The sequence below is a fragment of the Njordella calcicola genome (genome assembly GCF_056494125.1).
On sequence record NZ_CM151396.1, the window covers coordinates 1,104,738 to 1,122,072 of the forward strand.

Genomic DNA, 17,335 nt, shown 5'->3' on the forward strand with positions numbered 1-17,335 from the left:
CCGTTAGGCAAACGTCCGCATAATCCCCGCTGGGGTTTGCGAGAGAAGATCTAACTCATCATGCTGCAAGGCTTTGCGAAAGCAAGTAAGGCGGTTTCCGGTGCGGTTAGTTCTTCCGCAAGCTCGGCAGCAAACACCCTTTTTGTGGTAGTAGAGAAACGGTAATGACCAACCGCAAGTCGCGCAACTCGTCCAATGCATCCAATTCCTCTCCGCTTTCGGCAGTAAATTTCGGTGAAAAAAGAAGAAGTTCTTCGATTTCTCGCCGCCATGAGTTGCGAGGCTTGTTGGTCGAGCAATTAGAACGACGAGATTTGATGGCCAACGACTTCTTGCGTGGCATCTTCGCTCAGGGTACGACAGAGGCCTATCGTGCTCACATGACGCAGCATTTGAATCAGCAAGCGGCCGCGACGCTGGGGACGTCCTTGGGGGCGCCGGCTGGTAGCAGCGCGTTCAATTTGGGGCCCCGTTGGACAGAGCCCACTGGTGGGGCTTCGCCTAACGTTGGTCAGCCAGCGGTCGTTACCTGGAGTATTGTTCCTGATGGAACGATCAACCAGAACGATAACGCGCCAAGTAACTTGGTGGCGTTTATGGATGGGATTTACGGCGGCGGCACCGGGCCTATTTCTCAGCGGCCTTGGTTCAACTTGTTTCAACGGGCTTACGATCAGTGGGCTCAGCAAACTGGACTGACTTTCGTCTATGAGCCAGCCGATGACGGCGCACCCTACGCGGGCGGGGACGGCAACCGCGGTGTCTTGGGCGTGCGCGGCGACATGCGTATTGGCGGCAACAACATCGACGGGAATAGCGGCATCCTGGCGTATAACTTCTACCCGAACAACGGAGGGCGAACCGGTTCGGACGGGGACATGGTGATTGATACTGGGGACAATAGCTACGCGAATAATGCGGACTCCGCCAGTGGCGAGAATCGTTTCTTGGTCAACATTTTAGCGCATGAAATTGGCCACGGCATTGGGCTTGGGCACGTCTTGCCGGTCAACGGTACCAAGTTGATGGAACCCTTTGTGAACACTTCGTTCTTTGGTGTTCAGCATGATGATCTCTTGGGTGGTATTTCCTTGTATGGTGATCCTCGAGAGTCGAATAATACGCGAGCGACGGCTACCGATCTGGGCGAGTTGTCCAATGGGGTTTTGAATCTAGGTGGGATGGCCATCAATAACGCTACCGATAGCGATTGGTTCAAGTTTCGCGTTGCTAGTGGCGGAAAAGCAAGTGTGACCGTTTCCCCGCTTGGTTTTCAGTACACGGTCGGTGATGACGGTGGTCCAGCGCCAGTTCCCGTAGATTCATCGCGTTATGGTGATTTGGCGGTCGAGATTGTCGATGCTTCAGGGACGGTTTTGACGACGCGGAATGCAACGCTTGCAGGGGCAGCGGAAGAGATTGTAGAGTTCCAGTTGCCAGCAGGTGGTGAGTACTCGATTCGGGTTTCTGCCGTTGGTGTGAATCCGCAGTTGTATAACCTGCGACTCCAGTTGAGGGGGGTGGTAGATCCAATCGAACGATCGCGTGCACCGCGTTTGTTGTCCATCGCGCCGAACTCTGGCGAGATTTTGTCGTTGACGCCGAATGTAAGTACGGTTCTGACAACGTTGAATGTTCAGCACGAGTCGCCCACGGAATTGGTTTTCCGTTTTGATGGTGCGCAGCAGTTGGATCCAGCGACGTTGACAGGCATTCGAATTTTCCGAGCTGGAGGGGACGGTGCGTTCAATGGTGCAAGCGATGTTGAAATCATCCCTGGCTTTTTGGGCTTTGGGGAGAATGAGCGAATTGTGATCGCTCGTTTTGCGACGGCACTGCCCGATGATCTTTATCGCGTAGAAGTTTTGGCGGAAGACGTTAATGGTCGCCCTGCCCTACGCAACATTAACGGGGAAGCGTTAGTGCCTCGCGTGAGTGGTACAGATCGAGACACCTATTACTTTAATGTTGAGCTAGGCGTGCAAGTAGTTGCCGTGGTGCCACAGCCTACTAGTTCGAATGCCGCCGGTGTTGTGACTCGCGCTGCAAATCAAATCGATGTGTACTTTGACGGCAACAATGACAAGTTGGCTTTGCCTGCGGTAAGTACATCGCTCGCCACACGGCAGTTGTTCCAGTTAATTTGGACCAAGGACACTGTGACGCCTAATGACGACGTCGTTCAACTTCCTAGCGAAGTTCGCTATGATTCAGTGAGCAATTTGGTGTCGTTGATTTTTGATAATCCTATCGAATCGTATGCGGGTGGAGCTGGGACATTCCGATTGAAGGTCGGAGTTGAGCAAGTTGCGCCATCGCAGGCGTCACCAAGTATTCCTCGAACGATTGATCTGACCTTGGCCGATCCTGCAGGCGATCGGACCAATTCCAATACGTCTATTGGTGTAATCGATGGGAATTTTTCGGCGATCATTTTGCAAGAAGTTCGCACGGTTAATCCTGCCGATCAATTGCTGCACGACTATCCAGGTTCAAGTGCTGAACCCGGAAATCGCGATATACAGGATGAAGGCCATTTGGGGCGAGGCGCTGAGGCCGATAGCAGTCCTTTCATTACCAAGCGATTCTACTCGTTTGTTGAGAATCAACCTTACGGGACCGACTCATTAGGGCGTCCTGTGCAGACTGCGATCAGTGAGATTCAGAAGCAACGTATTCGAGAAGTGTTCGAGTTCTACTCGGCTTATCTTGGAATTGATTTTGTAGAGACCACAGGGCTTGATTCGCCGGATGGTTCAGGGCCCGCTTTGCAAGTGGTCGTGGGTGACCTGCTAGGACCGGTATTGGGCATTAGTGGGCCGGGGGATTTTGTGTCTTCGGTTACCAAGGCGCTTAATGACAATCCGCTGGATTTTACGATCAATTTGGCGATTTTAGACAACTCGGAGTCATGGGATAATGACTTTGGGTTTGGTACGTTGCCTGATCGGACCAGTATTGGCTGGATTGCCGATTGGCGGTTGTCTTCGCTGTACTTACAGCAGTTAAGCTTACCGCAAGACCTCAATGGTCCCAACTTCTTTATTGAAGCGATGCGAGCCATCGGAGCATTGCTGGGTTTGGGGCAGTCTAATGAGTTGCCTCCAGGAACTGTCCAAGGATTTGACCCATTGCTGGGCCGGGTGGAAAATCCAGTAGAGCAGATTTTCCCAGGGGATCATGATATCGTTCATGGACGCCATTTGTATCGGCCAGATAATCGAGATATCGATTTGTATCGCTTTGAAGTTGCCGCTGGTCTTTCTGGCATGTTCACGGCGGAGACGATTGCTGAACGGCTGATGAACTCCAGTGATGTCGATACGCACTTGACACTGCTGCGTGAATATACCGACAGTTTTGGCCGATTGCGAACGCAGGTTATCGCGACTAACGATGATTACTTCAGCAGGGATTCGCTGTTGCGGCTTGAGTTGAGCGAGGGGATTTACTACATCGCGGTTGTCGCTAGTGGGAATCAGAACTTTGATGCAGATGTTGCAGGCTCAGGATCTGGTGGAACAAGCCAAGGTCGATATGAATTGCGAGTGGACTTTAGGCCAACTCCAACGCCAGCAAATTCGCTGCGCGACGTGGCTGGGACTGCGATCGATGGTAACGGTGATGGTTTAGCGGGAGGCGTATTTGACTTCTGGTTCAGAGCAGCGGCTCCGGCCGGAGTGGCGGCAGCAGGTGCGCCACGTACGTTGTATGTGAGCAAGGCATTCAACGGTCTAACGCAAACGGGCTCGCTTTCACAACCGTTTAATAACATTGCGACAGCCTTGAGCGCTTCACGCTCTGGCGACATCATTCGTATTGTTGGCAACGGTGGTTTGGACAACAACATGTCGACCGTTGGGAATAACTTTGCCTATGAGATCGGAAACGGCGGCAATGTGATTGGCACTTTGTCAGATGGCGCAGATTTGGTTGTGCCTGCTGGTGTCACGTTGATGATTGATGGTGGCGCGATCTTCAAGTTTGGTAACAGCCGAATTTTGGTAGGAAGCAATGATACGACGACTGACCGCAGTGGGGCAGCGATTCAAGTGCTGGGAACGCCGCAGCATCGCGTAATCTTTACTTCGTACACCGATGAGTCTGTCGGGATTGATACCAATCCGCTTACCACGTCGCCTGACAAGGGGCATTGGGGAGGGATTGAGATTCGAAATGACTTTGACAACTCGCAGGGCCGCACCAATCGTGAACGCCAAGGCGCGTTCATGAACTTTATCTCGAATGCCGATTTCCGTTACGGTGGTGGCATCGTGTCTGTGGGTGGTTCACAAAGGTCTGTCAATCCAATTGACCTATCGGAAGCCCGCGCGACCATTATCAATAACCGTATTACAAACTCTGCGGCTGCCGCAATTTCGGCTGACCCCAATACGTTTGAGGAAACGTTATTCACGGAACCTCGATACCAAGGCAATGCTCCGTTCACGCCAGATTATGTGCGGGTTGGGCCAGTGATTCGAGGCAACGAAATATCGCAGAACTCGATTAATGGCTTATTTGTGCGTGTCGATACGCTGGCCGGTCAAGATCCTAAAGAATTGACGGTGACGGGCCGAATTGACGAAACTGATATCACAATTGTTCTTGGAGAAAATCTGTTCATTCGCGGAAATCCGGGGGGGGCAATCGCAGAGCGAACAGGTCCTAACGGCGTTTCGTTGGTTGTGCCAACACCAGTAGCTCCTGCAGTTGGAAGCACAGGTTTGCCGGCAGGCACCCATAGCTACGTTATGACTTTCGTCGACATTTTCGGCAGCGAAAGCATGACCAGCGCGGTCTTTGGAACGACGACACTTGCGACGACTCGCTCGATTCGCTTGAGCAATCTTCCGGCGGCTAGTGGTGATTATGTTGGACGTCGACTATATCGGACGTCCGATGGTGGAGTGACTTACAACTTGGTCGCTGAATTAAATCGCCAGCAGGGGACCTTTATTGATCAAGGTGTGACGCAAAACATATCGCCGACGACTATGGGCTTGTCGTTCATTCAACGCGCTCGTCGCGATGCGACACTCGTGATCGATCCGGGCGTGGTTGTCAAATCACAAGGTTCTCGCATCGAAGTTGGCATTGGCGCTACGATGATCGCTGAAGGTACGGATGCCAAGCCGATTGTCTTTACGTCAACACGCGATGACCGATACGGCAAGGGCTCAACCTTCGACACCAACGGGGACGGCATTAATGTGACGGTTGCTGCACCTGGCGATTGGTCGGGTATTTTGGCACGACATTTGTCCAAGCTGAGCATCGACTCGGCAGTCATTACTTTTGGCGGTGGTAGCTCGCGTGTTCCTGGGGATTTCGCATCGTTCAATGCGATTGAAATCCACCAAGCGGAAGCACGCATTGCAAATTCATTGATCGAGAATAACGCATCGGGTGTCGACGATGCAAGTTCGAATCGTCGCGCGGCTCGTGGAATCAATGATGCGGCGGCGATTTTCGTCATGGGTAGTCAGCCCATCATTGTCGACAACATTATTCGCAATAACGCTGGCGTTTCGCCGAACCATTTGACTCAGTTCCAGCAGAATGGCGAGACCGCAGCGATCAGTATCGATCCGAATTCGATGAAGTTCGTTCCTAAGACAGATTACGGTCGCAGCATCGGGCTCGCTTTGGCAACTGACAATGATGCGGGTAACCAAGGTCCGCTCGTCAAAGGCAACTTGCTAGGTGGAAATGCTATCAACGGGATGCGTGTTCGCGGTGGCACGATGACGACCGAAGGCGTATGGGATGACACGGATATCGTCCATGTCGTTCAGAAAGAGATCATTGTTCCTGACTTCCATACGTATGGCGGATTGAGGCTGCAAAGCTCCGTGGGTGAGAGTTTGGTCGTTAAACTGCAGGGGACCAACGCGGGCTTTACGGCCAACGGACGTCCGTTGGATATCACCGATCGCATCGGCGGTAGTCTGTATGTCGTAGGTTCACCGGGCTTCCCTGTGATGTTGACCAGTCTCCGAGATGATTCGATTGGTGCTGGCTTTGATTTTGCTGGGCGGTCTATGTCGGACACCAACAACGATGGCAGTGCTACAGCACCTGCTGCAGGTGACTGGCGTAGCATTCGAATCGATGCCTTTTCGAATGATCGCAATGTCTCTGCCTCTTACGAGTACGAATCGCGAAATCCCAACGCGATCGGCGTGAATGGGGTAGTCGGAGGCGCTCAGGAAATCGGTAGCTTGGCCCCCGCATTAAATGCAGGTGACGAGAACTTAAGGTTAGGTTTGACCGTCACGGGTACAATCGCAGCACGAAATGATCGTGATGTATACAAGTTCTCGGCCGTGGCGGGAACGATGGTTTGGCTAGACTTAGACCAGACGTCATCGACACTTGATTCGGTGATTGAATTGATCGATGCCCAGGGCCGCATCATTGCCCAAAGCAGTAATTCGATGGCAGAGTCTTTGTCGCGAAATGTTTGGTTCGATCCAGAACTAGTCGACAATGGGCAAGTATTCCCGTTAGATCAGTCCGCCTACGCCCCGCGCAACGCGAATGCGGCAGCAGCCGTCGATAATTTTACGGTGAATCCGTTGGACGCAGGTTTCCGCATGGTATTACCCGGAGCGCCTGGAACGACCAACGATTATTATGTCCGCGTGCGTAGTAGCAATCTATTGCCCGGCGACCCAACCAGCAAGCTTCAAGACCCGACAGCCGTCAATCAGGGATTGACGACCGGTTCCTACCGGATGCAGATTCGTTTGCGTCAAACGGACGAAGTGCCAGGTTCTACCGTTCGGTACGCCACCGTACGCTACGCGACCACCGGTATCGAAGTTTTAGGTGGACCTATGCATTCGCCTTTGATTGGTGAATTCTCTGAGACTGACCCGACGGAAACAAATGCTGATCCTTCGTCGGCGATTAATATCGGCAACATCCTTTCGCAAGATCGAGGTGCGACCTCTATTGCTGGAAATATTGCGTCTGCAGGGGACGTCGATTGGTTCCGTTTCACCGTTCAGCGACAGCTAGCCTCGAACTTCCAGTCGCAATATCACACTTCGGTAGTGTTCGACATCGATTACGCGGATGGTCTAGGTCGGCCAAATACAAACTTGTGGCTATTTGAAAGCAACAACGGCGTTCCGACTAATCTAGTTATGTATGGTCGCGATTCGAATATTACCGATGATCGCGGCGTAATTGGTCAAGGTTCTGCTGCGGGGGATCTATCGCGCGGTTCGTTCGGTTCGGGAGATCCGTTCATCGGGATGGTTGAGTTGCCGCCAGGCGAGTATATGGTCGCGGTGACGAATAACTCGTTGACCAGTACCGTGCTGCAGATTTACGAGCAGAACACCTTGGATGGGACAGCAAGTGCATTGACTCGAATTGAGCCAATCGATTCGATACTTCGAATTTCGGAAGATCGATTTGGTGGGACTGTGGTAACTAACCCAGGACCTGCATATCAAGTTGCTTTCCAAGACGCGGCGACCAATGCTGTGCCGTATACGTTGGCAGATGTGAATCTATATGTTGCGAGAACGAATCCTAACAATGGAAATCAGTCTCAACTGCTGATCGGCAACGGTATGACCGCGGCCAAAGAAGCTCAAGGCAGCGGTGGTTTTGGCGGTATGTTCACAGCCGGCCGGGTCCAGGATATTGCCGCTAGCCCACTGGGCTTGATCGTTGGTGCAAACGTGCTGCCGACTGGCATCATCAATGACGCGACCACCAATAACTTTACAAGTGTGCAAGTCAGTGGCGGCGCTGCAACTACGACCAATGCAGGAATTCAGACCTTCAATGCCCGTTTCAATAACGGAAATCCGGAAGTCATCCAGTCGGTTTCTTCTAATGGTTTGCTAAACGGTGTGGGATTGGATTTCACGGCGCTCACATTCGCTGCGTCGGATACCAATTCATTGGCCATGTTTGGCGTGGCTCACCGCGCTAACAACTCGGACTTCGATCGCGCAGTCCTGATTAACGTTAACAATGCTCCTGCTTTCCAACCGGTCGATCCACGTTTGCCCGATCTGGCTTACATCATTCCAGCACAGAATGATCCGACCAATACAGACTATATTGGTGGTTTCCGGAACATCTTGTACCGCTTGGATCCGAACACCCAGGCTGGTATTTCCCCGCCACAGCCAGGGAATCGAAACGGGCTGGTAACTGCAACAGGTACCGGGACTCAAATCCGTGAATACGGCATTTTCGCGGAAGTTTCCACTTACACTCGTGACAATATTCTTGGTGACAGAATTGTCGTTACTCGTGAGGCAGACGGCCCGATTATTGGGATTACCCAAATCGGTACGTTTATCTATGGCGTAACCGCGTCCGGTGAACTTTGGCGAATGCAGGCGACTAACTGGCAATCGGGTTTCCAGGGGGCAGTTCGAATTGCGACTGGACTTCCTAACGGCTTGACAGGCTTGACCCACGGTCCTCGCAATTTGCCAGTGCTGGGAGGAAGTGCTCAAACCGTTCTGACCGTTCCAACCAACACGGTCTCAGGTCAGCTTACTCTAAGCATCTTGGGCTCAACCAGAACGATTGCGTACAACGCCACAGCCGCACAGATCCGAACTGCACTGGAAACCGTGCCCGGCATCGGTGTGGGCAACGTCAGCGTGACCGGCGGACCATTGTCGACTGGCCCGATTCGAATTGAGTTCCTGAATGGACTGGGTGTGATACCGATCGCCATTGTCAGCGATACGCTGATTGCAAGTGCACCGGACCCAGTGATTACTCAGCCGGTTGACCTCAACACTGGCACTATCGATCTGTTCGTAAATCGTGCCAGTGGTGACAACGTAACCTTGAACGTCAATGGCGCTCAAGTTCAAGCTCCAGCCAACGGCGCGGCATTTGCCACTGCAATAGGACTGCAAAACCTGATTAATGGTTTAGCACCTGTCACAACTGGATCGGCTCGCGCTGTAGTAACCGTCGTGCGAGACGGCTTCTACCGAGTGACTTTTGTGGGGGCCAATGCGGCGGCACTGAATTTGACGGTGGCCGGTCCTGCCAGCGTGACGCAGGCGTTTGATTTGCGTATCAGCGATCCGTCCCAACCAACTCCGCTGCAATTGATCGGTGGAACGAATCGTGTGGTTACCATTCCGCCAAATGCTACTGCTGCGATGATGACGACCGCGATCAATGACGTCTTGGCAGTGGCACCAGCCGTGGCTGCTAATGCGGTGGTCGTTGATATCGGCGGTGGGCTGTATCGTGTTTCTTTTGGGGGCGGCACGGGACCTGCGATCCAAATAGCCACTCCAGCGGCGGGCACTTCGTCAAGTGCGGTATTGTTTGCCATTGCAGACACCACCGTTCAATCTCGATTGACTCTTCGCAATACAGCGAACAATACGACGCGCGAAGTTTTCATTCCTGCGAACGCCGATATCGTCCAGATTCAAAATGCGATTGCTGCGGCCTTAGCGAGGGGTGGCGCGATCAATGCCACTGTTGCAGTAGCTAATGGAACGGTCCCAGGACAATTCCGAGTTACATTCTCAGGTACCCAAGCGGCCGATTTGAATCTTGAAGGAGCTAATGCTCCGGCTGGCAATAGTTTGATTTTTGGCTCTGGTCCTCAGTCGTTTACGTTTTCCGTGGTCGGCAGTGAGACACTGACCACTGAGATTCGGTTGCGTGATGTTTCCAATCCGCTCATCGATATTGCGGTACCAATTCCCGCGAATGCAACGGCGGCACAGATTCAAACTGCGATCACTACAGTGTTGAACAATGCATTTCCTGGAACGGTAGCCACAGTTACCGATTTTGACCCGATTCTCACGCCGGGGATCTTTACTATTAGTCTCGCAGGAGCGTTTGCACCGCAATTATCCTTCGTTGCTTCGACAGCCGTCACCTCGACAACTGTAGATGCTTACGATTTGTTGATTGCAGACACGACGCAAACGTCGCAAGTCAGAATTCGGGATGTTAATAACACCATTGACTTGCTCGTAAACTTGCCAGCAAATCCGAGTCCGATCGCAATTCGCGCGGCGATCGCAGCGGCGCTCCCAGCAGCGCAGAACGCGACGCCATCGGTAACGTTGTTAGCGGACGGCAGATTTCGAATTGCGTTTACCGAGACTTCAAACCCAGCGAATATCAACCGCAATTTGCGTGTGATTGGGACTGGTGGAGCGACCGTTAGCCAAGTGGACGGTCAGGATTCAGAAGGCTACCGAATCTCCTTCCATCCTTCGGTGTCGGGTGGCACATTCCAATTGCGTTTGGGAACAGAAGTGACCAATCCGATTACGGTGGTGGCACCGTTCGGCGTAGTGAACGGTCCTGCGACAGCGACGAATATCCGCAATGCCATAGCTGCATTGCCGACGTTCGCGGGGATCGCTAGTGAAAACATCACTCTGCTGGTTACACCAGCAACGCTACTTGGCGGGGCATCGCAGCGAATCGATATTGTGTTTGCTGGACCATTAGCTGAATTGGTTGGTCCATTGTCCCTTGCAAGCTCTTCGGTCTTGGGCGTGCAAGTTGACGGGACGGTCACTAACGGACAAACAGTAGTCAACTATAACGACATTCTGTTTGGGATAACCCCTAACGGAACGTTGCATGCCTTTGATACAAACGGCTTGCCTCAGTTTATATTCCCAGGCGGACTTTCTTCTAGCTTGACTGCCGACGCAACGAACGGTTTGAGCAATGCAGGAGCTGGTGGAACCGACGTGGCTGGTCTCGATTTCAGTGCGATCGATGTGAACTTGTGGCATAACACCAATTCTCGGGCTGATGATGAAGGGCATGGAATACTAGAAACCTTTAATCTGTCGCGAGCTGCTTCGCCTGGTGGGCAGAGTTTGCGATTTGGCTTCCGCGCCAACGACGTCGGATTGCGACAAGCGGGAGATTGGGGTGGTATCTACAACATTGCCGCCGATATTGGGGCTGATGCAGGCAACGGTAACTACAACGTTCCCGGTGGAGCACGCGGGGCGCTGCAAAGTAATCCGATCGACTTGAGTGGATATGCTCCTGACGATCTGCCAATGTTGTACTTTAACTACTTCCTGGAGACAGAGGGTTCCAACAGCCATGCCGCTGATACGGCAGTCATGCGAGACGCATTCCGTGTTTACGGTTTGGGGCCCAACGGTTGGATCTTGCTTGGCACGAACAACTCTTCTGGAAACACGGATCAGAACCTAGCCACTTTGGTCAATCCGCATGAGTTCGATGTCCCAATTTCGAAGAACGAAGATGCATACGGGCAAAGTCGTCGTACGCAAGAGCTGTTCGACGAACCGGGCAAAACCGGTGATTGGCGTCAAGCTCGTATCAATCTGTCTGCCCTGGCAGGCATGAAGGATACGATGATTCGGTTTGAGTTTAGCACGGGCGGTGAATTCCGAACCGGCGATCCGTTGCGCGGTGGGGTAGAGCTGATTGCGAAGACGGGTGGAGAGTTCAAAGCTGGCGATACATTCACGATTTTGCGAAACGGCTTGGTGACACCGGATGTGTTCCAGTTCGTGGTTGGCAGTGAAGCTTTGCTCCCGGGTGCGACTCCAATCCCTGTCACTGCAGCAATGACAGCAGAACAGGTTCGCGATGCAATTCGCTTAGCTCTGGCGCAGCGAATCAATGGCGACAGCAATTTGATTCCGTATCCGGTCTACGGAAACACGGTCGTGCTTTACAAAGCAACTGTATTGGATGCAGGAGCTATTCGCGCTACGACTGCGTTCGATCGAACGGGAGATATATTCGGACCATACGGTAGCGTTGCGTTCCCAGTGGGTGCAAATCCAATCGCCACCAAGAACTTTGATCGCGCCATGCAAGCCGCGCTGGCAAATAGTTTTGAGGGTGTTTATATCGACGACATCATCATTGGGTTTGCTGAGCGTGGAGAGCAGGTCTTTAACCCTGTCACCGCCGGTGGAACAATCTTTGTCGCCAATCCGTTCTACGAAGCATTTGGCGGGCCGGGCGGCGTTCGCGCCGAAGAGGTAGAACTAGGTGCTTATCAGCTCGAAATCCGCGTCGCCTTAGAGTATGGGATTCAGGATCTAACACGTATTATTCCTGACGCAGTAAGTCGACGTGTGGTCGACACCAACGATCGTATTACCATGCAACCGTCGATTGCTGTAAGTCGGACGATCAATGTCCAAGATGGTGAGCAATTCACCATCAGCGATGGTGCGAATACAGTGACTTTTGAGTTTGATTTGAATGGGGATGGGGTAAGTAGCGGGGCTGTAGCGGTTCCATTGGTATTGCCAACCTTAAGTGCGGATGCGCGAGCCGGAATTGTTGCAACTGCGATGCGTGATGCGATCAATGGACCAGTTGCTCAAAGCATTCTTAAAGTGACCGCAGCACTGCGAGGGCAAATCAAGAATGGACTGAACCAAGACATCCACACTGACGCATCCAACATCGTTGAGTTGTTTGGAAACGCGGCTGGGGACCTGTATGGATCGTCGACCTTCACGAATAGCCCCGCATTGCAGCAGCTATTCTTGAATTTTCTGAACTTCCCCTTTGGTCAGGAGGTAACTGATAGCAATATCGTCCGCGATCAAGGCCAGATCATCATCGATTCTAATACGATATTGGATAGCGCCAGCTATGGGATTTTGGTCTCTGCTGGCTTGCAGTTGAGGAACGATCTCGGGCCGAACGTGCAACCACGCCCATATCCAGGTGCCGTTCGCAACTTGGTGACCCTAAATACCGAAAACTTGATTCCTGGTCCTGTGGTGATGAATAACATCGTCGCTAGAAGTGGCGTTGGCGGGATTCAAATCGCGGGTGATCTTGGTGGAGGGCCATCTATCGCTCCGGTCTCAACCGCTCGTGTTTTAAATAACACGCTGTATGGAGGGGACAGTGCTACTGGAACGGGCATTTTGGTTCAACGCGCCACCAGTCCTACCTTGCTGAATAATATCATTGCGAATTTTGCAACGGGTATTTCTGTGATCAACGGTGCAACCGCGGTCACGGGAGCCAACTTGTTCCAAGGCAATAGTACTAACCGCAACGGTATCGGAGCAGGCACGTTTGACGTTGTCTTGGGAGCCAATGAACCTCTGTTTGTCAATACTGCAAACAACCGGTTCTACCTAGCGCCCAACTCACGAGCAATCGACAGCAGTACTGCGTCGCTCCAAGAGCGAACTGGCCTGACACAGGTGAAGTCTGGCGTACAACTGCCAACCAGTCCGATACTGGCTCCGCAGTTTGATGTCGGTGGACTGCGACGTGTCGACGATTTGTCGGTCAATACGCCACCTGCACAGGGTGGGAACGTCTTCATCGATCGCGGAGCTGTTGATCGTTCCGATTTCATCGGACCAACCGTTACCTTGACTACGCCGCTGGACAATGATTTGGTGTTTGTGGATGCCGATCCAAGTCCAACGTACGTGCGTTTGTTGGAGGGTTCCGATCCAATCAGTTATTTCGAAATACTTGTTGATGAACGAGCTGGAACAGGGCCTGATCCCGCGTCGATCAATTCAGACAATGTGATCGTGACTGAAAATGGTCGTGTTTTGGAAGCGGGGGTGGATTACGAGTTTGGTTACAGCGCCAACAGCCGCACCATTCGAATCACGCCGCTATCTGGATTCTGGCGAGACGGCAATGTCTACGAGATCCTTTTAAACAATCGCAATCGGTTCGTGTTCAATGTTCCCTTTGGCGCGGCAATCGCTGACGAAGACCAATTCTCGGTCGTCGATTCGCTCGGCGGTACAGTGGTATTTGAGTTCGATACTGGCTACCAGTTGTATTTGCCGACGAGCCCAAGACTTTTTGTGCCTGTTACCGGAGGACGTCAAAGCGGAATCCAAGACGGAGATCGCTTTACCATTATTGCCAACGGTCAGCGAGTGACCTTCGAACTGGACAGCAATAACTTTGTTGTTACAGGCAATGTGGGGATAACCTACTTGATTACCGACACGCAAGCTCAACTCACGACGAAGATCGTAAACGCGATACGCGATAGTGTGTTGGGGCTGACGCCGGTGGTCTTGAGCGATAACAGCATTGCACTGGATGGTGCGGCGGACATTCAAATTGATTTGTCCAACAGCGCTTTGACACAACCAGCCGAATCGCTGACGCTGTCTCTGCCGGACTTTGCCACCTTGGCCGACGGACAGACATTCACTGTCTCCGACAACCGTCGGACGGTGACTTTTGAGTTTGATACCAACAACAATGTTGCGGTTGGGAACACGCGAGTGAATCTGAGCGACGTTACCACGACACAAGAAGCTGCAGAGCGTATCGTGGCCGCGATCAATTCGACGGAGTTGCTGGTGAATCCAGTGGCCTTGGGCACGTTTGTCGCATTGGGCTTGCCCACTGCAGGACGTGTAAACACGGGTAACACCACCATGACCGTGGTTGGCACCAATCAAAATGTGGTTGATGGGCAAACCTTAAGCATTACCAACGGTCTGCAAACTGTTACCTATGAATTTGATTCCAACAACAGCGTGACTGCTGGCAATGTGCGAGTGCCAATTGGCTCCAGCCAAACGCCATTCGAGCTTGCTGCGGCCCTCGCTCAAGCGATTAACGGTTCAAACCTAGGCGTGGTCGCAACAGCGTTGCGAGACGGTGGCTTGTCATTTGCGACTACAGGGACTCTGACATTTGACTTCCAAGGCTTCTCCAATATTTACGTCAATGGCGAGCCGGGAGTGACTCCTCAGACTACGCTGGAGGTTACCACTGTGCCAGTGGATGGTGAGTTCTTCACGGTTGTTCATAACGGAGTATCGGTTACGTTCGAATTTGAGAACACGACGGTTAACAACAGCCGTGTCTTGAGCCGCAGGCCAATTCTGTACAACAATCAAAGTACGGCGGCAGATGTTGCAGGGGCAATCGCTGCAGCGCTGCGTTCTTCGGTGTTGGCCTTGAACAGTACGGTAGATGGTGACACCATCGTGTTCGACGACAACGCACGAACAACCTACGACTTCAGTACATCCCCGTCTTTGACTCGTTCTGGAATAGCCGGTGGTGTCATACCTGTGTTTATTTCGAGCGACAGTTCTGTAGACCCTGCTGAAGTGGCCGCGGCGATCGTGCGAGCATTACGCAATGCTACTTTGCCTGGTAACCCAGATCGATTCGATACTTCGCTAATCGCTCGCGTGGTTGGCGGCAATCAGGTACTCTTCGAGAATGCGACCAGCGTAAACAGTTCCGTTATTGGAACGCAATTTTTGCCAGGCATCCGGGATTTGGCGGGTAACTTGTTGCGGCCCAATCGCGTCAATGGTGAAACGATCTTTACGATCTTGATGCCGGGAATTGAACTGGACTACGGCGATGCTGCAGATCCATTTAGACTTGTTCCCGGACAGTACCCAACCTTGAATGCCAGCGGTGGGGCAGCTCACGTGATTTTTGAGGGTGGCGTCAGACTGGGAGTGGGTGTTTCGACCGAAGATGATGCGAATGCGTCAGCCGATGGTTTGGGAGATACATTTGATGATGGGGTGGTCTTCAATTCCGCAGTGGTGTTCCCAAGCGGTTTTGAAAGCTCGGCTATCATCAGCGGTCAACTCCAAAACTCAGTGACAGTGACATTGTCCGGTCCTGGATTTGTTGATGCATGGATCGACTTCAACTATGACGGCGATTGGAATGATCCAGGTGAGCAAATCCTGATCAGTGAGGAGTTCTTTGCGGGCAACCTAACTCGAACCTTCAATATTCCAGTGCCTCAAGGTTTTGTCGCGCCGACGGATCCTCAATTCGCTTTTGCTCGCTTCCGTGCTTCGGCTGAAGGTGGATTAACTCCAATCGGAGTCGCCACTAGCGGTGAAGTTGAAGACTATCGCATCACGATTCTGCCTGACAGCAGGCCTCCTGTTGTGGTGACACCTCTGCCAGATATCGCGCCAGACGAAGATGCTGATCCGATTCGCATCGCGCTGTCGCCCACCTATTTTGCAGATCCCGACAGTTTCGACTTGTTGACCTTCACAGCAACCAGCAGCGATCCTAGCAAAGTGGTTGTCAGCATTGAAGGCAATGAATTGGTGATTCGGTTGCTGAAGGATCAAAACGGACCGGTTACGATTACGGTAACCGCCACCGATTTGACTGACTTCAGCGTCAGCGATTCTTTTGTGGTTGATATTCAACCGGTGAATGATGCTCCTGTTGCGTTCCCGGATGTGTATGACGTCGCCGTAAATCGCTCTTTGGTCACTACCGACATCACGGGGCAATTGACAGAAGGTCTAAATGACAACGGCGTGCTAGCCAACGACATTGACGTCGACGGAGACGCGATGACCGCGCTGCTGGTCTCTGCACCAACGAAAGGTACGTTAACGCTACGGGCTAATGGCACGTTCACTTATCGTCCGTTTGCCGGTGCAGTTGTCGGTGATTCCGATACCTTTACTTATCAAGCATTGGATGGTAACGGAGGCGTCTCCAACACGGTTACGGTCACGCTTCGATTTGTTGCTTCGGCGATCTCGCCGCATCACAATCGAGCGTTCCCAACGGACGTTGTCCCGGGAACAACACCAGGCATCACTTCGTCCATTGACGTGCTGTCGATCATCAACCTGCTCAACCAAAATCGAGCGGTCAATCCGAATCGCACTTTTGTGCCTATCGAAGAACTCGAATATGCACCACCTCCTTTCCGCGACGTCAATAATGACTTCATCATTAGCTCGCTGGATGTGGCCGAAGTTATTCGAGTATTGAATCTGCAGTCGCGGTTGGGCATTTTCGCAGGACAGGGCGAGTCGGCAAGCACGACGACGCTGAATGTGGTGTCGTCTGCCAGCGCAGCTTCCCAGGAAGTTTCGCAGGCCTCTCAATCGATCTTGGTTGGACCAATGGTCGAAAGTACAGCGAGTTTGACGCGTGCCATTGCAGAAGAGACGGTCAACACTTTGATTGCACCAGAGGTGAATCGCATGTTGACCTTGTCGAGCGTTGGTTCTGCTGCAACGCCAACTCAGACGCTAGATGCTGCGTTGGCTGGTTTTGGCGAAGAAGATGAGTTGGATTTCGAATTCAGTTCTGCGTCAGTCAGTGAGTCTGACTTTGATGCAGCACTAGTCGATTTTGCAGAGCTTTCTAATCGCAAGCCGCGTTAATCGCGATCGCTAGACAACGAAAGTCAGATTTTGAAAGACGGATTCAGGCCAAAAACCTGGATCCGTTTTTCGTACCAGGCCTGAAAACAAAGCATTTCCTGTTTACGGAGAGCCCGAATTGGCAAAAACTTCTTGGCAATCCGAATTGCCCCCGTTGTCAACTGGAACAG

1 protein-coding gene is annotated in these 17,335 nt (G+C 52.3%); it reads left to right on the forward strand.

The features are described 5' to 3' along the window. The first annotated feature begins 164 nt into the window (after window positions 1-164). The gene (locus SH302x_RS04245; protein WP_479367502.1) at window positions 165-17,165 is read left to right on the forward strand and encodes a cadherin-like domain-containing protein; all 17,001 of its coding nucleotides are present in this window, start codon (window positions 165-167) and stop codon (window positions 17,163-17,165) included. Window positions 17,166-17,335: the final 170 nt, after the last annotated feature.